Annotated in this window: 17 protein-coding genes; 12 read left to right on the top strand and 5 right to left on the bottom strand. The window is 67.9% G+C overall.

Annotated features, from left to right (window positions below; all coding sequences use genetic code 11):
• The first annotated feature begins 200 nt into the window (after positions 1-200).
• From EV653_RS10165 to EV653_RS10145, 5 genes are all read left to right on the top strand, one after another.
• Positions 201-872, top strand: coding sequence for a TetR/AcrR family transcriptional regulator (locus tag EV653_RS10165; protein ID WP_238159661.1), 672 nt, complete (start codon positions 201-203; stop codon positions 870-872).
• Positions 872-2,605 carry an ABC transporter ATP-binding protein gene (locus EV653_RS10160; RefSeq protein ID WP_134100643.1) on the top strand — a complete coding sequence of 578 codons (1,734 nt, stop codon included), beginning with the start codon at positions 872-874 and terminating at the stop codon, positions 2,603-2,605. The genes EV653_RS10165 and EV653_RS10160 overlap by 1 nt, the downstream gene beginning before the upstream one ends.
• Positions 2,602-4,653 (top strand): ABC transporter ATP-binding protein, encoded by a 2,052-nt coding sequence (locus EV653_RS10155; RefSeq protein ID WP_134100640.1) that lies wholly within the window; start codon positions 2,602-2,604, stop codon positions 4,651-4,653. Before EV653_RS10160 ends, EV653_RS10155 begins: the two co-directional genes overlap by 4 nt.
• A 96-nt stretch (positions 4,654-4,749) precedes the next feature.
• A complete protein-coding gene (locus EV653_RS10150; protein WP_134100637.1) occupies positions 4,750-5,925 on the top strand; it encodes an ABC transporter permease in 1,176 nt (391 codons plus the stop codon).
• A 79-nt stretch (positions 5,926-6,004) separates the two neighbouring features.
• Positions 6,005-6,994: a nucleoside hydrolase gene (locus tag EV653_RS10145; protein ID WP_202871533.1), complete on the top strand. Its 990-nt coding sequence runs from the start codon at positions 6,005-6,007 to the stop codon at positions 6,992-6,994.
• Here the strand turns inward: EV653_RS10145 and EV653_RS10140 are convergent.
• The 4 genes from EV653_RS10140 to EV653_RS10125 are packed head-to-tail and all read right to left on the bottom strand — an operon-like array spanning position 6,963 to position 10,486.
• On the bottom strand, positions 6,963-7,790 hold the full coding sequence (locus EV653_RS10140; protein ID WP_134100634.1) for an alpha/beta fold hydrolase: 828 nt from the start codon (positions 7,788-7,790) through the stop codon (positions 6,963-6,965). The genes EV653_RS10145 and EV653_RS10140 overlap by 32 nt on opposite strands.
• Positions 7,791-7,839: 49 nt before the next feature.
• Positions 7,840-8,373, bottom strand: a complete 534-nt coding sequence (locus EV653_RS10135) for a hypothetical protein (protein ID WP_134100632.1) — start codon at positions 8,371-8,373, stop codon at positions 7,840-7,842.
• A complete protein-coding gene (locus tag EV653_RS10130) occupies positions 8,370-9,569 on the bottom strand; it encodes a M20 metallopeptidase family protein (RefSeq protein WP_134100630.1) in 1,200 nt (399 codons plus the stop codon). The genes EV653_RS10135 and EV653_RS10130 overlap by 4 nt, the downstream gene beginning before the upstream one ends.
• A complete protein-coding gene (locus EV653_RS10125; protein ID WP_134104089.1) occupies positions 9,566-10,486 on the bottom strand; it encodes a 5'-3' exonuclease in 921 nt (306 codons plus the stop codon). Before EV653_RS10125 ends, EV653_RS10130 begins: the two co-directional genes overlap by 4 nt.
• Before the next feature lie 83 nt (positions 10,487-10,569).
• On the opposite strand from EV653_RS10125, the gene EV653_RS10120 reads away from it, so the two are divergent.
• The gene (locus EV653_RS10120) at positions 10,570-11,010 is read left to right on the top strand and encodes an Lrp/AsnC family transcriptional regulator (RefSeq protein ID WP_134100627.1); all 441 of its coding nucleotides are present in this window, start codon (positions 10,570-10,572) and stop codon (positions 11,008-11,010) included.
• Positions 11,007-11,672, top strand: coding sequence for an HAD family hydrolase (locus tag EV653_RS10115; RefSeq protein WP_134100625.1), 666 nt, complete (start codon positions 11,007-11,009; stop codon positions 11,670-11,672). Before EV653_RS10120 ends, EV653_RS10115 begins: the two co-directional genes overlap by 4 nt.
• Positions 11,673-11,726: 54 nt before the next feature.
• Here the strand turns inward: EV653_RS10115 and EV653_RS10110 are convergent, their stop codons facing one another.
• Positions 11,727-13,190 (bottom strand): KamA family radical SAM protein, encoded by a 1,464-nt coding sequence (locus tag EV653_RS10110; RefSeq protein ID WP_134100622.1) that lies wholly within the window; start codon positions 13,188-13,190, stop codon positions 11,727-11,729.
• Positions 13,191-13,335: 145 nt separating this feature from the next.
• Between EV653_RS10110 and EV653_RS10105 the strand changes: the two genes are divergently transcribed.
• Genes EV653_RS10105 through EV653_RS10085 form a run of 5 tightly spaced genes read left to right on the top strand, consistent with a single transcriptional unit; the run spans position 13,336 to position 18,673 of the window.
• The gene (locus EV653_RS10105) at positions 13,336-14,379 is read left to right on the top strand and encodes an L-erythro-3,5-diaminohexanoate dehydrogenase (protein ID WP_134100619.1); all 1,044 of its coding nucleotides are present in this window, start codon (positions 13,336-13,338) and stop codon (positions 14,377-14,379) included.
• A 3-nt stretch (positions 14,380-14,382) separates the two neighbouring features.
• On the top strand, positions 14,383-15,966 hold the full coding sequence (locus EV653_RS10100; protein ID WP_134100616.1) for an amidohydrolase: 1,584 nt from the start codon (positions 14,383-14,385) through the stop codon (positions 15,964-15,966).
• Positions 15,954-17,534: a lysine 5,6-aminomutase subunit alpha gene (locus tag EV653_RS10095; RefSeq protein ID WP_238159660.1), complete on the top strand. Its 1,581-nt coding sequence runs from the start codon at positions 15,954-15,956 to the stop codon at positions 17,532-17,534. Before EV653_RS10100 ends, EV653_RS10095 begins: the two co-directional genes overlap by 13 nt.
• Positions 17,531-18,283, top strand: a complete 753-nt coding sequence (locus tag EV653_RS10090; protein ID WP_134100610.1) for an OAM dimerization domain-containing protein — start codon at positions 17,531-17,533, stop codon at positions 18,281-18,283. The genes EV653_RS10095 and EV653_RS10090 overlap by 4 nt, the downstream gene beginning before the upstream one ends.
• Complete coding sequence (locus EV653_RS10085) at positions 18,284-18,673, top strand: hotdog fold domain-containing protein (protein ID WP_134100607.1); 390 nt, start codon at positions 18,284-18,286, stop codon at positions 18,671-18,673.
• Positions 18,674-18,880 lie beyond the last annotated feature (207 nt).

Genomic DNA, 18,880 nt, shown 5'->3' with positions numbered 1-18,880 from the left:
ACGGCGTACGAAGTATCGCTGTCCACACGGGTCAGGGCTGCCGCGGGGAGTGAGTCCGACGTTCCGTATGATATCGATCATGCGTTCGAATACGGTCGCGAATGCCTCACTGCCGGCGTTTCCGCGCTGGTGATGAACCGGTCTGTGCCGGACAGGTAAATGTAGTTGTGAGTGAGTACTCACTCAGTTACCTTTGATCCGTGACACCACGAGCGACCCCACTGCCACCCGACGAGCGACGCGCGGCCATCGTCGAGGCCGCGCTGCCGTTGCTCGAGGAGTTCGGGGCCGACGTCAGCACCAAGCAGATCGCCGAAGCGGCCGGGATCGCCGAGGGGACGATCTTCCGGGCGTTCGGCAGCAAGGACGCGCTGATCGAGGCCGCGATGGCGACCGTGTTCGACACCTCGGATCTGGTCCGGGCGATCCAGCGGGTCGACCCCTCGCTCCCGCTGCGGGAGCGGACCATCGCCGCGGTGGAGATCGGTCAGAAGCGGCTCCGCGGGGTGTTCAAGCTGATGTTCGCGCTGCGGATCCGCCGGCCACCGGAGTTCCGGAACGCGACCCCGATGGACGAGGCTCGCCGGCAGCGACACTCGGACCTGGCGAACCTGGCGTTCGCGGACCTGCTCCGGCCGGACGCGGACCAGTTGCGACTGCCGCCCGAAGACGTGGTCCGCCATATCGGGCTGCTCACCTTCTCGGCCACCCACCCACTGATTTCCGGCGGCCACGCGCTGACCGCCGAGGAGATCGTCGACTTCGCGTTCGACGGCCTCCGCAAGCACCACACCGGTCAGCCACCGGCCACCGAGGACATCGTCGAGTACGCGCTCGGCGGTGCCCGCCATCACGACTCTGGGGATGATTGATGTTACTTCGTGTCTTGCGTACGCACCTGCGTCCGTACGCGGGAAACCTGTCCTTGGTGGTGGTCCTGCAGTTGATCGGGACGATCGCCTCTCTCTACCTGCCCAGCCTCAACGCCGACATCATCGACAACGGCGTGGCCAAGGGCGACACCGCCTACATCATGCGCACCGGTGGCTGGATGCTCGCCGTCAGCCTGGTGCAGATCCTCTGCACGATCACCGCGGTGTACTTCGGTGCGAAAACGGCCGCCCTGTTCGGCCGGGACGTCCGCGCGGCGGTCTTCCACCGGGTCGGCGAGTTCTCCGCCCGCGAGGTGAACCAGTTCGGCGCGCCGACGCTGATCTCGCGGAGCACCAACGACGTACAGCAGATCCAGATGCTCGTCGTGATGACCACGACGATGCTGGTCGCGGCGCCGATCACGATGGTCGGCGGCGTGATCATGGCGGTCCGCGAGGACGTCGGGCTGTCGTGGCTGGTCGCGGTCGCCGTACCGCTGCTGGCCGCATGTGTCGGCTTCATCGCGAGCCGGATGGTCCCGCAGTTCCGGAAGATGCAGAAGAACATCGACGGGGTGAACCGGGTACTGCGCGAGCAGATCTCCGGCATCCGGGTGGTCCGTGCGTTCGTCCGCGAGCCGCACGAGGTCGAGCGCTTCGGTGAGGCCAACCAGAAGCTGACCGACACCGCGATCAGGGCCGGCCGGTTGATGGCTCTGATCTTCCCGACCGTGATGCTGATCCTGAACCTGTCGAGCGTGGCGGTGCTGTGGTTCGGCGCCTCCCGGATCGAGAACGGGACGATGGAGGTCGGGGCGCTGACCGCGTTCCTGAGCTATCTGATCCAGATCCTGTTCTCGGTGATGATGGGCGTGTTCGTGATGATCATGGTGCCGCGTGCGTCGGTCTGCGCGGACCGGATCTCCGAAGTACTCGACACGGATTCGTCGGTGCGGCCGCCGGTCACGCCGATCAAGACCTTCACCGGTCGCGGGCAGCTGGTGTTCGAGCACGCCTCGTTCAAGTACCCGGGCGCGGCCGAGCCGGTGCTGCACGACATCAACCTCGTCGCGTCGCCGGGACAGACGACCGCGATCATCGGCAGCACGGGCGCCGGCAAGACGACACTGCTCTCGCTGGTGCCGCGGTTGTTCGACGCGACCGAAGGGCGGGTGCTGGTCGACGGCATCGACGTACGCGAGATCGAGCCCGAGGCGCTCTGGGAGCGGATCGGCCTAGTGCCGCAACGGCCGTACCTGTTCTCGGGGACGGTCGCCAGCAACCTGCGGTACGGCAACCCGGACGCCACCGACGAGGAGCTCTGGGAGGCGCTGGAGATTGCCCAGGGCAAGGACTTCGTCGAGGCAATGGCCGAGGGACTGGAAGCGCCGATCGCACAGGGCGGCACGAACGTGTCCGGCGGTCAGCGGCAGCGGCTCGCGATCGCGCGGGCGCTGGTCCGCAAGCCGGAGATCTACCTGTTCGACGACTCGTTCTCGGCGCTCGATCTGTCGACCGACGCCCGATTGCGGGCGGCGCTGCGGCCGGTGACCCGGGAGGCCTGTGTGGTGGTCGTCGCGCAGCGCGTGTCGACGATCATCGACGCCGACCAGATCGTCGTGATCGAGGACGGCGCGATCGTCGGCAAGGGCACGCATGACGAGTTGCTCGAGACGTGTCCGACGTACGTCGAGATCGTCGAGTCCCAGCGTTCCGCGGAGGAGGCGGCATGAGCGAGTCGACCACGCCGTCCCCGAACGGACAGGCGCCCAAGGTTGTGAAGGCGACCGAGCGGCCGACCACCGGTCGCGGGTTCGGTCCGCCCGGAGGTATTCCCGGCGACAAGTCCATGAACTTCCTGCCGTCGGCGAAGCGGTTGCTCGGGCGGTTGCGCCCGCACCGGCTGCAGGTGTCCGGCGTCATCCTGCTGGCGGTCTGCAGCGTCGGTCTGTCGGTGCTCGGCCCGAAGATCCTCGGCCGTGCGACCGACATCATCTTCGCCGGTGCCATCGGCAAGCAGTTGCCGAACGGGCTGACCAAGGCACAGGTGATCGAGCAGACCCGGGCCTCCGGCAACGGCCGGCTGGCCGACCTGCTGCAGGGGATCGACCTGATCCCGGGCGTGGGGATCGACTTCGATGCTCTACGCAACGTTCTGCTGCTGGTCCTGGCTCTGTACGTCGGTGCGTTCTTCCTCTCCTGGGCGCAGGGCTACATCCTGAACGGCGTCGTACAGCGGACGATCCTGTCGCTGCGCAAGGATGTCGAGGACAAGCTCAACAGGCTGCCGCTGAGCTACTTCGACGGTGCGCCGCGCGGTGAGCTGCTCAGCCGGGTGACGAACGACATCGACAACATCTCGACCAGCCTGCAGCAGACGCTGAGCCAGCTGCTCACCTCGCTGCTGACGGTGATCGGCGTGATCACGCTGATGTTCGTGATCTCTCCGGTGCTGGCGCTGATCGCGCTGGTCACGATCCCGATCACGATGATCCTGACCGCGGCGATCGCCAAGCGCTCGCAGGTCCGGTTCATCGCCCAGTGGCGCCACACCGGTGCGCTGAACGGGCAGATCGAGGAGGCGTTCACCGGGCACGAGCTGGTGAAGGTCTTCGGTCGGCAGAAGGAGATCGAGGCCGAGTTCGCGAAGAAGAACGACGAGCTGTACCAGGCGGCGTTCGGGGCGCAGTTCATCTCCGGGCTGATCATGCCGGTGATGATGTTCATCGGGAACCTGAACTACGTGGTGATCGCGGTCCTCGGCGGTCTGCGGGTTGCCTCCGGCACGATGTCGCTGGGCGACGTGCAGGCGTTCATCCAGTACTCGCGGCAGTTCACCCAGCCGCTGACCCAGGTCGCCTCGATGGCGAACCTGCTGCAGTCGGGTGTCGCATCCGCGGAGCGTGTGTTCGAAGTACTGGACGCGCAGGAGCAGATCCCGGACGACGCGACGCCGGAGAAGGTCACCGATTCGCGCGGACGGGTCGAGTTCGAGCACGTGTCGTTCTCGTACGACCCGGACAAGCCGCTGATCACGGACCTGAGCCTGGTCGCGGAGCCCGGGCAGACGGTCGCGATCGTCGGCCCGACCGGTGCCGGCAAGACGACCCTGGTCAACCTGATCATGCGGTTCTACGAGCTGAACGGCGGCAGGATCACGCTCGACGGTGTCGACATCACCGAGCTGACCAGGTACGACCTGCGCTCGCGGATCGGCATGGTGCTGCAGGACACCTGGCTGTTCGGCGGCACGATCCGCGACAACATCCTCTACGGCAACCTGAACGCCACCGAGGAGGACATGCTGGCCGCTGCGAAGGCCACGTACGTCGACCGCTTCGTGCACAGCCTGCCGGACGGCTACGACACGGTGATCGACGAGGAAGGCAGCAACGTCAGCGCCGGTGAGAAGCAATTGCTCACCATCGCGCGAGCGTTCCTGGCAGACCCGCAGCTGCTCATCCTCGACGAGGCCACCAGCTCGGTCGACACCCGCACGGAGGTCCTGGTCCAACGCGCCATGGCCGCCCTGCGCTCGGACCGAACCAGCTTCGTCATCGCCCACCGCCTCTCCACCATCCGCGACGCCGACCTGATCCTGGTCATGGAGAACGGCGCCATCGTCGAACAGGGCAACCACAACGAACTCCTCGCCGTCGACGGCGCCTACGCCCGCCTCTACAACGCCCAGTTCAGCGGCGCCGTAGTAGACATGGACGAGGAAGCCGCCGCCATAGCAACCCCCGTCCCGACCCCCGCCGGCCGCCCCATGGCCCGCTGACCACCCGGACGGGGACGCCAACCAGGCGTCCCCGTCCGTCGTCAGGCCTGTGGATAACTTCCGCGCCGTCACCGCGAACTATGCGGTACTTGAGGCATGCCCAACCATGCGGACTTCGCACGGGAACGCAGTACCCGAACTGCGCTACGAGTTGCAGCGAAGCTGAACCTCTGCGAGGTCGCGGACAAGATGACGCTGCGGGACGCATATCTCGTCGCGTACGAGTTCCCCGCACCACTGATGGTCAGGGTTGCGGACGACATGCTCGCCGATCTGCGTGCCGACGTCGCCGAGCGAAGGGCCGACCGTATCGTTGCGCTCGGCCGCGACGGACATCATCTGGCGCTGGCAATGACGCGGCTGGACGAACAGTTCTTCCGGCGGCACGGATCGAACCTGGTCCTGTCCCGTGCGCTCGTCGAGAACGCGCTTCAGGATCTCGAGCATCACCAGGGGCTCCGATTTCCGCAGGTGGACGGCTTCCGGCGGGTGGCGCCGCGCGTGGATCCTGCGGACACGGTCGGCGGGTTCCGGCAGCTCACCGACTACCTGCAAGCGAATCGGGTCCCGGTCGGCCGACCGGGGAGTCGGGTGACTGTCTTCGACACGAGCTTCAAGGGCACGGTCCAGGAGTTGCTCTCGGCGGTCTATCCGGAGACGGTGATCACCGGGCGTTATGCCTTCCTCGGTGAATCGCCGTACGACCCGCATCCCGGGAGCAAGAAGGGGTACGAGGTGCACCTGTCCGCTTCGGAGGCACGGCAGGGACGGCCGTTCTACGAGCTGCCTGCCGACGAGTCGAAGACGTTCGCGCATCAGCTTGCCCTGAACAGCATCGAGGAGTTGCTCGACGGGCCGATGTCGAGTCCGGTGCGGATCGGTGCTCGCGGTCCTGAACAGTCCGGCCAGCACCGCCATCCGATGCTCCTGGAAGGCCTGAGCAGGGGACGGGTGTCGCCGCGGTTGCGGGATCTTCGGGTCCGGGAGGGCGTCAAGGTCGTGAATCTGATGGCGGTGGCGGACCTGGCCCGGGATGTCGCCGGACTACGCGATGCCGGCGGCAACTATCGGTCCTGGCTGGACGACTGGGCCACCCGGTTCCGGAGCGAGATCCGCGCTTGGATCGGCGACCGTTCACCGGACCCGCGCCTTGCTGAGTTCCTCGACTCGTTCGTCCATCGGAGCGACAAGCAGCAGGCGGATGCGTTGCAGAAGACGCTGGACCGCGGAAAGGTTCCGGAGCGGGACCGGGAGGCGATCTGGCGGGCATAGGAGCGGTGCGGGAACGACAGTGACAAACGGGTGTTCGTAGACAATGTGTTCAATTCCATGCGGATCGGCGGAGGTGGCGATGGGCGGCGGGGAGGTGGATCCCGGGGGCGAGTGGGCGGCGTTGGCCGGGACGAGCGCGAGCTTTGAGGAGTTCGAGGAGCTTGCCGGCCCGCTGATTCGGGGTGGGCCGCCGCCGGCCCTCGGTGAGCCGGCGATCGCGCGGGCGCCGATGATCGTTGACACGGACATTGGTGGGGATCCGGATGACACGGTCGCGCTGGTCGTTGCTGCTCGGTTGGTGCCTGAGTTGCGGTTGGTGATTACCAGCGACGAGTACGGCGGGGAGCGGGCTCGGTTTGCGCGGTACTTGCTGGACCTGGTGGGGCGGACGGATGTTCGGGTGGTGGAAGGGTCCGACCTCGGGAACAGCCGGATGTGGGTGATTGACGGGTTGTGTCCGGCGGAGGTCCCGCGGCAGGGGACCGATGTGGTCGGGGCGGTGAGTGAGCTTTGTACGGCGACGGACGGGCGGATCCGGTGGGTGGGGATGGGGCCGTTGTCGAACCTCGCCATGCTGCAGACAGAGCAGCCTGAGCTGGTGTCGCAGTTGGTTGTGACGCAGATGGGTGGTGCGATCAACTACCGCGACCCGACGCGCGCGGAGCACAACTTCCGGGTGGACCCGCAGGCGGCGATCCGGATGGTGCCGGCCTTGGAGCCATGGCTGCCGACGTTCGTGCTGTCCGACGTGACCTTCAACCCGGCAATGGAGATCACCAAGGATTCTCCGCTCTACCGACGATGGTCTCGGCCGGACGCGCGCCCGTTCGAGCGGTTGTTCCGCGAACACTGCGATCGCTGGATGGCGAAGTACCCGGGCACGATGCAGCACGACGCGCTGACCTTGGCCGCCGCCATGCTCTGGCCCGGCGTGCGGTTCGTCCGCGAGCGGGTCGTGCTCGATTCGAGTGCGCGCATGAGCCAGAGCGACGACGGCACCGAGATCGTCATATCGGTGTCTGCTGACTACACCGCTTTCATGGCGTGGCTGGAGAAGGCGCTGGGCTAGTGCCGGCGAGGGCGTCGAGGAGGAAGGTCCGGAAGGCCTCGGGTGCGGAGAACATTGGCATGTGGTCGGCGTTCGGGAGGATGGTCCGGGTGGCGTTCGGGGCTTCGGATGCCAGGCGGTGGGCCCAGAGTTGGGTGCCCTGGAAGTCGTGTTCGCCGACGAGGATGGAGACTGGTACTGCGAGTTCGGCGAAGCGGTGTTTGATCGGGGGATCGAGCTCGCGGGCGTTGTCCTCGGGCATGAGCATGATCCGGGAGTTGGCGATCGCGAGGCCGACCAGGAAGCGGTGAGCGTCGAGGTCGACCGCGGGGCACCAGGCGGTGATGTCGTTCGCCGCGGCGGCCGGGATGTCGCCGGTCTCGAGGATCTTGGCCTGCTGGGCGAAGTGAGCCCGCATCACCACCCGCGCCGCAGCCTCGGCCGCCGTCGGCGACGGGAACTCGCCGAACGACCCGGCAACCGCGCAGACCCGAGCCACCCGCGACGGATGCCGATGGGCGAACGCCAATGCCTGCCGCGCGCCGTCGGACACCCCCAGCAGTGTCGCCTGCGAGACCCCCGCAACGTCCAGGACCGCAGCCAGGTCGGCGAGCTCGTCGTACTCGGACAACGACACGGACGACAGGCCGCGGTCCCGGCAGTCCCATACGGTCACGCGCGCCACGTCCGCCAGCCACGCGACCGTCGAGCTCCACATCCGGGTATCGGCCAGACCGCCGTTCAGCAGGACCACATCCGGGCCGGCGCCGTGCTGCTCGTAGTACAGGTATCCGCCGGGCACATCAACAAAGGGCATGCCCGCGATTCTGCTGGCCCCCGACCGCCCGCGACATCGGGAATTCTCCCTAGTCGAACGACTCCAGGATCAGATCGGCGTCCTCCTGGCGTTCCGGATCCGGGTCCGTCTGGGCGACCTCGACCAGACGATCGTGATACTGCGGGTACGCCGAGTACGCCGTCGCGTACAGCGCCGCCTCGCGAACCGCGGTGTCCGGGTCCTTCATCGCGGTCGTGATGCAGGCGAAGAAGCGCTCGTCGTACTCGTCCGGTCCCCCCACGCCGGCGCGGGCGACCGCCGCCGCCCGCTCAGGGCCGTCCGACACATCGGCCAGCAGCTCGTCCAGAGTCCAGATCGGCGCCTTGTCCGCGACGATCCGGGTCGTCTGCTCGACTGCGGACTGCTCGTTGCCGGAGAGCACGACGTACTCGACGAGCGACAGCGGGTCGACGATGTACTGCAGCGACACTCCCGGTCCGGCTGCCCAGGAAATCTCGCGGGGATCGGAGGCATCGATCGTCCAGCCATGCTGATCGGCGAACGCTCGGACCGCGGCCTCGTCGCCCTTCACCACCATCCGGCGCGAGCGGTAGTGCGTCATGCGCCGCGTGCCAGCCGGCGCATGGCTAGTTCGGCGAGGAGGGCGGCTCCGTCGGGGAGGATGGAGTCGTCGAAGTCGGCCAAGGGGGAGTGGTTGTCGGGGGCGGCGTCGGGGTCGGCGGAGCGGCAGGCGCTGAGGTTGAGGTAGACACCTGGGATCTCCTCGAGGATGTAGGAGAAGTCCTCGGCGCCGCAGCGCGGGTTGGGGCGTTCGCGGAAGCGGTCCGCGCCGAACAGGTCGACGATCGTGTCACGGGCGAACTCGTACTCCGCGGTGTCGTTGACCGTCACCGGATAGCCGATCTGGTACTCGACCTCGGCCTTCAGCCCGTGCGCCGCGGCCATCGACTCGACCAGTTGCGTCGACGCTAGCTGCACTTTGGCGCGGGTCTCCGCGGAGAACGTCCGGACCGTCGCGTCGAAGAACGCGTCGTCCGGGATGATGTTCTCCTTCGTCCCACCCGCGATCCGCCCGACCGTGAGCACAACCGGGTCGAACACATCGAACTGCCGCGTGATCATCGTTTGCAGGGCCCCGACGATCTCGCACAGCACCGGGATCGGGTCCTTCCCGCGGTACGGCGTCGACCCGTGCGTACCCGAACCGATGACCCGCACATGCAGCTGGTCCGCCGCGGCCATGAACGACCCCGGCTTGCTGCTCCACATCCCCAACGGCTGCGACGCCGACCCGACGTGCAGCCCGTACGCCGCATCCGCGCGCCGGCCCGCCGCGTTCAGCACACCTTCGCGGATCATGATCGGCGCCCCACCCGACGTCTCCTCGCCGGGCTGGAACATGAACACCACATCGCCCGGCAGCTCAGCCTGCAGAGCAGACAGCACCTTCGCCGCCCCGACCAGCCCGGCGACATGCAGGTCATGACCACACGCATGCATCATCCCGGGATGCTGGGAGACGTAAGGCACGTCGGTCCGCTCGGTCACCGGCAGCGCATCCATGTCCCCGCGCAACAACACGACCGGGCCGGGCCCACCGCCACCCCGCAGTACGGCGGTCACCGAGGACAGCTCCTTGCCGAGTGTGATCTCCAACGGCAGACCGGCCAACGCTTCGAGGATCAGCTGCTGCGACTTCGGCAGCTCCAGGTCGTACTCCGGAACCTGATGCAGCGCCCGCCGAAGCCCGACGATCTCGTCGCGGAACTCCTCAGCCAGCTCACGCGTGCGGCTCATGCCTTCGGCCCCAGGTTGAGCGCCGACATCACCCGTTGCGCACTGCCGCCGAGCTCCAGCAGTTCGACGAGGTCGAGCCACCGCTCGGGATCCTTGATCTCCTGCGGGATGCGTGCGTCGTACGTCCCGACCGGTGCGTCCTTCGCGACCGCGACGACCTTCGGCGCGACGTCCAGGTAGTCGCTGTCCGCGAGGATCTTCTTCTTCACCCCGGGCGACATCGGCGTACTCGGGTCGGCCGCGGCGGCACGGATCGCATCCAGATCCCCGTACGCCGTGACGAGCGCGGCAGCCGTCTTCTCGCCGATGCCCTTCACACCGGGCAGCCCGTCGGACGCGTCCCCGCGCAACGTCGCGAAATCGGCGTACCGCTGAGCCGGGATCTCGTACTTCGCCAGCAACGCCTTCTCGTCGTACACATCCGCGCGCCCGACGCCGCGGGCCGCCGTGTAGACGATCCGGATGCCGCGGCTGTCGTCGATCAGCTGGAACAGGTCGCGGTCGCCGGTCACCACGTCGACCGGCATCGTGGCCTGGTGCGACAGCGTGCCGATCACGTCGTCGGCCTCGTGGTCCGGCGCGCCGACGACGGCGATACCGATGGCCTCGAGGCAGGCGCGGATGTACGGCACCTGGACCTCGAGCCGGTCTGGCACGTCCTCGACCTGCTCGCCCTTCGGCGTCACGAACTCGACCCGCTGCGCCTTGTACGACGGAATCAGCGCCACCCGCCAGGACGGCCGCCAGTTGTCGTCCCAGCAGGCGACCAGATGGGTCGGCCGGTGGTTCTCGGCGAGGCGCGCGATGAAGTCGAGCAGCCCGCGGATCGCGTTGGTCGGCGTACCGTCGGCGGCCTTCATGGTGTCCGGCACGCCGAAGAACGCACGGAAGTACAGCGACGCGGTGTCGAGCAGCATCAAGCGCTGGGGTGTCCCTTGATCTGGTACTGGCATGGGGCGATGCTTTCATGCCCGGCGGTCCCGGCAGTAGGGTCTCCAGGATGGAGGACCTGGACCGCAAGATCGTCGGGCTGCTCGCGTCCGACGGCAGGATGAGCTTCACCGACCTGGGCAAGGCGACCGGCCTGTCCACGTCGGCCGTGCACCAACGGGTCAAGCGCCTCGAGCAGCGCGGCATCATCCAGGGGTACGCCGCCAGCGTCGACCACACCGCGCTCGGTCTGCCGCTGACCGCGCTGATCTCGATCCGGCCGATCGACCCGTCCCAGCCGGACGACTCGCCGGAGCGGCTCCGCGACGTACCGGAGATCGAGTCCTGCTACTCGGTCGCGGGCGACTCCAGCTACATCCTCGTCGTGCGGGTCGCCTCGCCGGCCGCGCTGGAGAACCTGCTGGCCGTGATCCGGGCCCGGGCCAACGTCTCCACCACGACGACGATCGTCCTGAGCACGCCGTACGAGCGCCGGCCGCCCGCCCTGTGAGGGCGCTGCTGTCGGACCTGTTCAGCACGCTGATCCCCGGCGGTGAGGCCGAGCGTGCTCTGGTCAACGAGCGGATGGGCGCGGCGCTCGGTGTCGACGCCGTCGCCTTTCAGCGGGAGTTCGATGCGGCGTCGTACGAGCGGTTCATCGGGGCGTACGGCGATCTGCCGAACACGCTCCGGGTGATCGCGGAACGTTGCGGTGGCACCCCGACCGACGAACAGGTGCAGGAGGCAACGAGTCTCCGCCGTACGCTGGCCCAGCGCCTGCTCGGTGCGGCTCCTGCGACGACGCTGAGCACGCTGGCCGCGTTCAAGGCGGCGGGCTGGCGGATCGGGCTGGTCAGCAACATCACCGCCGAGACCCAACTCCAGTGGCCGGGCAGCCCGCTCGCGCCGTACTTCGACGCGACCGCCTTCTCCGCCGAGGTAGGTGCCGCGAAACCCGAGCCGGCCATCTACCTCACGGCGTGCAATGCCCTCGGCGTGGACCCGACCGAGTGCATCTTTGTTGGCGACGGCAACGACAACGAACTGCCTGCCGCTGCCTCGCTTGGAATGCACGCCATCCGCACGCTCGAACATGCCAACACAGCCCCGCACTGGCCCGGCCCCACGATCAAATCCTTCGCCGAGCTGAAAGGGTTGGCGGTCGCTCAGTAGGCCTCGATGACGTCTTCGGTGCCACCCCCTGCATTGGTGGCACCGAAGACGGATTCAGGAGAGGTCCAGGGACTTCTGGGCCTCGGCGGCCGCGCGGGACGCAGCGGCTCGTTGCTCGGCCTCGGCGAGGGTGGTGCCGGCGTGCTGCGTCCACCATTGCTGGCCCTCGACCGGGAGGGTGTCGATCGGGTCGTAGTACTCGTAGGTGCGGTTCAGCGCCTCGGGGTCCTGCTGCTCGATGCCTGTGCGGTAGTTCTTCTTCCAGTACGAGATGCCGCGGACCTCGTCGTACTCCGAGAGCTGGTGCACCCACCGCTTCCCGACGTACGGAACGTCGCAGACGATGCGCGGCGTCGCGAAGCCGGGGAGGTATCCGAGGATGCCGTGCTGCAGGTGCTGCGCGTCGCGCACCGACACCCGCCAGTGCTCGGAGAACGGGATCATGTCGCACATGTAGAAGTAGTACGGCGTGATGTTCGCGCCATCGAGCAGCGCGAAGCAGAGGTCGAGCAGTTGGTGCACCGAGTCGTTGACGCCGCGCATCAGCACGCCCTGGTTGCGGACGTCGCGCAGGCCGGCCCCCAGCATCGCCTTCGACGCCTCGGCGACCAGCGGCGTCACGGACTGGGCCGCGTTCACGTGCGTGTGCATCGCGATCATCACGCCCCGGTTGCGCGCCACCGACGCGACGCGCTCCACGCCGGCCAGGACGTCGGAGGACAGCCAGTGCTGAGGCATCCCCATCAGCGCCTTGGTCGCGAGCCGGATGTCGCGGATGTTCTCGATCTCCAGCAGGCTCATCAGGAACGACTCGAGCCGCGGCCACGGCATGTTCGCCACATCGCCGCCGGAAACGACGACGTCGCGGACACCCGGCGTACGGCGCAGGTAGTCGAGCATGTCGTCGAGCCGGGTCTGCGGCTTGGCGACGAACTTGAGCTTGTCGATGACCGGCGTCGAGTTCCCGACCAGGTCCATGCGGGTGCAGTGACCGCAGTACTGCGGACACGTGGGCAGGATCTCCGCAAGGACCTTGGTCGGGTATCGGTGGGTCAACCCCTCCGTGGCCCACATCTCGTGCTCGTGCAACGAGTCCCGGGTTGCGTGCGGGTGCGACGGCCAGTCCGAACGACGGTCGCTGAACACCGGCAGCATGTAGCGGCGGACCGGGTCCGCGTAGAACGCCTCTGTGTAATCGGCTGCACCGGACGGCACGATCGTGTTGAGCATCTGCGGCGGCAGCAGCATCGACATCGTCGCGCGCTCGGCCTGGTCGCGGGTCAGGTCGTCGTAGAACCGGTCCTCGAGCAGGTCGCCCATCACGTCACGCAACTGCTTCACGTTCTTCACGCAGTGCGACCGCTGCCACTGCACCGAGCGCCACTCCTCGGCCGTGACGTCCTTCCAGCCGGGCAGCCGGGTCCAGTCCGGCTCCACCAGCTCGGCCCGCCGGTACGCGTACGGCTGGCCGTCGCCAGGCTCCGAACGAGCCAGCTCCGGGGTGATCAGATCGGTCACGGGTCCCTCCGCAGGACTTCGGTGGTGATGCGGTCTCATGTGAGGATAGCGATAGAACTTCCCTCAGATCCAACAGTACGCCGCAAGAATTCTCGTCAAGGCGTGGTCTGAGTAGTATTTTGCCTGACCGCTACGAGGAGGACATGTGTCATCGAGCCCGGTAGGACTGCACCGCGTACTCGCGCCGTCCGGCGTCTTGCCGCAGGCGGCGGACAGACTCGACGCACGTCCGGCGATCTGGCCCGACGAGGTCCGGATCGCGGTCGAGCGGCTCAACCTTGACGCCGCGTCGTACCGACAGCTGGCCGAGGCGCACGGCGGCGACGGTACGGCGATCCGCGCGGCGGTCCTGGACATCGTCAAGGCTCGCGGCAAGATGCAGAACCCGGTCACCGGCTCTGGCGGAATGCTCGTCGGCGTGGTTGACGAGGCAGGCCCCGACTCGCCGCTCGGCGTACAGAAGGGCGACCGCGTCGCGACGCTGGTCTCGCTGACGCTGACCCCACTGCAGATCACCGACGAGCTGAAGGACTGGGACGGCAAGAGCGAGCAGGTCCCGGCGCAGGGTCACGCGATCCTGTTCGCCCGGTCGATCGTCGCGAAGCTGCCTGCCGACCTGAAGCCTGAACTCTCGCTGGCCGTCATGGATGTCTGCGGCGCACCCGCGCTGACCGCTCGCGTGGTCCGCTCGTATGTCGACAAAGGCACAAAGCCTGTCGTGTCAGTTATTGGCGGCGCAGGCAAATCCGGCTCGTTGTCGCTGGCCGCGGCCCGCTCGGCCGGAGCGGCCCGGACGATCGGGATCGTGCCGTTCCAGGCCGAGCAGGACAAGCTGACGCAGGCCGGTATCGCCGATGTCGTCGCGCTGGCCGATGCCCGCGATCCGGTGGCGCTCGCCAACGCGGTCGCGGACGCCGGGGGACCCGCGGACATCACCGTTGTCTGCGTCGACGTCCCCGGGTGTGAGCACGGCGCCGTCCTGTCGACCGCCGCCGGCGGCACGGTGATCTTCTTCTCGATGGCGACATCGTTCTCGGCCGCGGCGCTCGGCGCGGAGGGGCTGGCGGCCGACGTGACGATGCTGGTCGGCAACGGGTATGTGCCCGGGCACGCAGACTTCGCGTTGGAGCTGTTGCGTGCCGAGCCGGGTGTCCGTGGTCTGTTCGAGAGCAGGCTGGCGGAGGATTAGTTCGTGCGCACACTTCTGACGAACGGTTCCGTCTACTCGCCTGCCGACCCCCACGCAACCGCGATCGCCTTCGACGACGGGGTGGTGACGTGGCTGGGTGACGACACCGGCGCGAGTTCGTACGCCGAGGGCGCGGACGAGGTGATCGACCTCGACGGCAAGCTGGTCACGCCTGCTTTCGTCGACGCCCACGTGCATGCCGCGGGCACCGGAGCCGTGCTGACCGGTCTCGACCTGGCCGGTACGACGTCGTTGGGCGATGCCCTCGACAAGCTGGCAGCGTTCGCCGCGAACCTGCCGCCGGACGCGGTCATCGACAGCGCCGGCTGGGACGAGACGGCGTGGCCGGAGGGCCGTCCGCCGACAGCGGCGGAGCTGGACCGTGCGGGCGGCGGTCGGCGCGTGTACCTGTCACGGATCGACGGGCACTCCGGCGTGGTCTCGTCGGGTCTGTTCGACGTGGCGCGAGGTGAGGGCTTCGACGAGACCGGACGCGTCGAGCGGCACGCCAACCATGCGGTCCGCGACGCGTTGAGCGAGCTGGTCGGCCCCGACCAGCGTCGGCAGGAGATCCGAGCTGCTCTGAACGCCATGGCCGCAAAAGGCATCGGCGCCTTTCACGAGATGGCGGCGCCGCACATCGGGCCGTTGTGGGAGTTGCCGATCGTCCGTGAGGTCGCCGATGAGCTCGGCCTGTCGGCGACGCTGTACTGGGGTGAACCCGGCGTGTTCGAGCACATCGGCACGTACGGCCTGGCGGGACTCGCGGGCGATCTGAACGCAGACGGTGCGCTGGGCTCGCGCACGGCGGCACTGAGGAGGCCGTACGCCGATCGGGCGGACCACCGCGGCCACGCCTACCTGACGGCCGAGCAGATCGCCGATCACGTGATCGCCTGCACCGAGCGCAACGTCCAGGCAGGCTTCCATTGCATCGGCGACCAGGCGCTCGACAACATTGCCCGCGGCTTCGAGCTCGCCGCCGAGAAGGTCGGCATCCAGGCCCTCGTCGCGGCCCGGCACCGGCTCGAACACGTCGAAATGGTCGATGAGGCAACGATCGCCGTCCTGGCCCGCTGCGGCGTCGTGGCCAGCGTGCAGCCGATGTTCGACGGCCTGTGGGGCGGCCCGGACGGTATGTACGCCGAGCGCGTGGGCGACCGCTGGCAGGGCATGAACCCGTTCGGCTCGCTGGCCCGCGCAGGCGTCGTACTGGCGTTCGGATCGGATGCGCCCGTGACGGAGCTCGGCGGATGGGAGGCGGTCCGTGCGGCCGCGTTCCACCACGAGAAGTCCGAGCGGATCACCGTGCGCGCCGCGTTCCAGGCCCACACACGCGGCGGCTGGCGGGCCGCGGGCATCGACGATGCCGGAGTACTCGCGCCGGGCACGGCAGCGACATACGCGATCTGGCAGACCGATGCGGACCTCGTCGTACAAACCCCGGACGAGCGGGTCGCCGCCTGGTCGACGGACCCCCGCGCGGGCGTGCCGGTGCTGCCGGATCTGAGTGAGGGAACTCCTACCTGCCTGCGGACGGCCGTGGGCGGTCGCGTCATCTATGAAGTCGAGGGATGGTCCGAGTGACTGGTGCAGTGAAGAAGCTCGACCTTGATCCGGTCACTGTCCGGAAGGCGCGCAGTCTGGCTCGCAAGGCCGGGAAGCCGATCGTCAAGCTGGCCCAGCAGCACACCACAGTGTCTGTCGAGCGAGCGGTACTGCGGCTTGCCGGGCTGACCGGCGCGGACACCGAGGGCATCCCGTGGGTGAACCGGCTCGCCGACACCGTCCGCGCCGACGTCGGGCTCGAGCACGGGCTCGCGTTGCCGGTGTGGGATGCGCTGGTCCGCGGTCAGGCCGAGGACCTGGCCGTGCTGGCCCAGAAGGCGGCGTCCGGTTCGGTGACGTTCCGGATGCCCGAGGGCCGGGACCTGGCCCGGGCTCGATCGGCCGCCCGCAAAGCCGCGACCGCCGGGATGAAGCGGATCGACGGCCGGCGGCGCGAGCGGGACCGGCTGATCAAGCGCCACGGCGACCCGGAGCAGCGGCCGTGGATCTACCTGATCGTTGCCACCGGCGACATCTACGAGGACATCCCGCAGGCGCAGGCGGCCGCGCGGGAGGGTGCCGACATCATCGCGGTGATCCGGTCGACCGGGCAGTCGCTGCTGGACTACGTCCCGGAGGGCGCGACCCGCGAAGGCTTCGCCGGCACGTACGCGACGCAGGAGAACTTCCGTCTGATGCGTGCGGCCCTCGACGACTCCTCGCGCGAGTTGGGCCGCTACGTCCGGCTGACGAACTACGCGTCGGGTCTGTGCATGCCGGAGATCGCGACGCTGGCCGGGCTCGAGCGGCTCGACATGATGCTGAACGACTCGATGTACGGGATCCTCTTCCGCGACATCAACCCGATCCGGACGTTCGTCGACCAGCGGTTCAGCCGGCAGATCCACGCCCGCGCCGGGATCATCATCAACACCGGCGAGGACAACTACCTGACCACGGCCGACGCCGTCGAGGCCGCGCATACGGTGACGGTCTCGCAGCTCCTGAACGAGTACTTCGCCAAGGAGGCCGGCCTCGAGGACTGGCAGCTCGGTCTCGGGCACGCGTTCGAGATCAACCCGGACCTGCCGGACTCGTTCCGGATGGAGCTGGCGCACGCGATGCTGGCGCGGCAGCTGTTCCCGAACGCGCCGCTGAAGTGGATGCCGCCGACGCGGCACATGACCGGCGACGTCTTCCGCGGGTACCTGCTGGACGGGTTCTTCAACCTGGTCGGCGCGATGACCGGCCAGGGCATCCTGCTCGTCGGCATGATGACCGAGGCGGTCGTGACGCCGTGGATCTCCGACCGCGACCTGGCACTGCAGAACGTCCGCTACGTGTTGGGTGCCGCAGGCAACCTTCACGAGGACTTCCGGCCGGAGCCGAACGGGTTCATCGCCCAGCGTGCGCGACAGGTGCTGGGGGAGTCGGTGGAGCTGCTGGAGGAGATCGTCGACGACGGTCTGCTCAACGCGATCGGCGACGGCACGTTCGGCCTGATGAAACGTCCGCAGGACGCCGGCCGTGGTCTGGACGGTGTCGCGAAGAAGTCGTCGGAGTACTACAACCCCGCGATCGAGCTGCTGGAAGAGGGCACCCGATGAGCATCGTCCGGCCCTATGGGGACACGACCGGTGACGGGATGGTGCAGCTGTCGTTCACGCTGCCGGTCCCGCACGACAAGCGGGCCGAGGGCGCCGCGGTGCAACTGGCCAACAAGATGGGCATGGATCCCGCCCTGGTCGTGCATTCGAAACCGATCGGCCCGGACTTCACGTTCTTCGTCGTCTACGGTCCGGTGAACCACCTGGTCGACACCTCGAAGGTCGAGGTGATCGAGCGCGACTACCCGCTGCTGTCGCCGAAGGAGGTCAACCTGGCGATCCGCAAGGGCCTGCGCCGCCGGCTGACGGTGGTCGGCGCCTGCATCGGCACCGACGCGCATACGGTCGGCATCGACGCGATCCTCAACATCAAGGGGTTCGCCGGCGAGAAGGGCCTGGAGTACTACCGCGAGTTGAAGGTCGTGAACCTCGGCGCCCAGGTCGCCGTACCCGAGCTGGTACGCCGCGCGAAGGCCGACAAGGCCGACGCGATCCTCGTCTCCCAGGTCGTGACGCAGCGCGAGGCGCACGTACTCAACACCAAGGAGATGTCCGCGGCCTTCCGGGAGGCGTACGCCGAGGACGCCCGCCCGGTATTAGTTGCCGGCGGCCCCCGTTTCACCGAGCAGATGGCAGGTGAGCTCGGTGTCGACCGGGTGTTCGGCCGCGGCACCACCCCGGGTGAGGTCGCCAGCTACCTGGTCGACGCCCTGGTGACGAAGAAGATCCCGGCGAAGAGGAGCGCTTAGGTGTCGAAGGCAACCATCGGGCTGACCGCCACGCATCGGCGGTACGTCCCCTACAGCCACGCCCACTACGCCGGGAACCTGGTCGACGGCGCGTATGTGCTCGCGCTGTTCGGAGATGTCGCGACCGAGGTGTGCATCCGGTCCGACGGTGACGAGGGCCTGTTCGCGTCGTACTCCGACGTGCAGTTCCTGCAGCCGCTGCGGGCCGGCGACGTTGTGGAGGTGAAGGCAACGATCACCCGGGTCGGCAACCGCAGCCGCGACCTCGAGTTCAGCGCGTACGTCGTCTGCCGCGGCCGCCCCGACAAGTCCGGGTCGGCCGCCGAAGAACTGGACGAGCCGCTTGTGATCACACGCGCAAAGGGAACCGTCGTCGTACCGGTTGAGTGACGATTGGTTGCCCTGGGTAACGATCACGTGGAGTGCCGAGACGGCTCTGTAACGTGACCCGGGTGAGAGTTGCTCGTTTTCCCTTGCGGGGCAGGCGATAGTGTTACAACGGGCTCAAGGAGCCGGGGAGAGGTTGACACCGTCGCCGCCAGCGAGCATCGTTTTGGGAGTCGTCATATCCCGTTTGTTCAACGGTCACACGAAGTT

The organism is Kribbella pratensis (assembly GCF_004365355.1).
GTDB lineage: Bacteria > Actinomycetota > Actinomycetes > Propionibacteriales > Kribbellaceae > Kribbella.
Note: the sequence above shows the minus strand (reverse complement) of the source record. Positions and strands in the feature narration are given on the sequence as shown.

Excerpts from the sequence above, each read along its gene's own strand:
- EV653_RS10160 (WP_134100643.1), top strand. The coding sequence starts at position 872 with ATGTTACTTCGTGTCTTGCGTACGCACCTGCGTCCGTACGCGGGAAAC.
- EV653_RS10155 (WP_134100640.1), top strand. The coding sequence starts at position 2,602 with ATGAGCGAGTCGACCACGCCGTCCCCGAACGGACAGGCGCCCAAGGTT.
- EV653_RS10150 (WP_134100637.1), top strand. The coding sequence starts at position 4,750 with ATGCCCAACCATGCGGACTTCGCACGGGAACGCAGTACCCGAACTGCG.
- EV653_RS10145 (WP_202871533.1), top strand. The coding sequence starts at position 6,005 with ATGGGCGGCGGGGAGGTGGATCCCGGGGGCGAGTGGGCGGCGTTGGCC.
- EV653_RS10140 (WP_134100634.1), bottom strand. The coding sequence starts at position 7,790 with ATGCCCTTTGTTGATGTGCCCGGCGGATACCTGTACTACGAGCAGCAC.
- EV653_RS10135 (WP_134100632.1), bottom strand. The coding sequence starts at position 8,373 with ATGACGCACTACCGCTCGCGCCGGATGGTGGTGAAGGGCGACGAGGCC.
- EV653_RS10130 (WP_134100630.1), bottom strand. The coding sequence starts at position 9,569 with ATGAGCCGCACGCGTGAGCTGGCTGAGGAGTTCCGCGACGAGATCGTC.
- EV653_RS10125 (WP_134104089.1), bottom strand. The coding sequence starts at position 10,486 with ATGCTGCTCGACACCGCGTCGCTGTACTTCCGTGCGTTCTTCGGCGTG.
- EV653_RS10120 (WP_134100627.1), top strand. The coding sequence starts at position 10,570 with ATGGAGGACCTGGACCGCAAGATCGTCGGGCTGCTCGCGTCCGACGGC.
- EV653_RS10095 (WP_238159660.1), top strand. The coding sequence starts at position 15,954 with ATGGTCCGAGTGACTGGTGCAGTGAAGAAGCTCGACCTTGATCCGGTC.
- EV653_RS10090 (WP_134100610.1), top strand. The coding sequence starts at position 17,531 with ATGAGCATCGTCCGGCCCTATGGGGACACGACCGGTGACGGGATGGTG.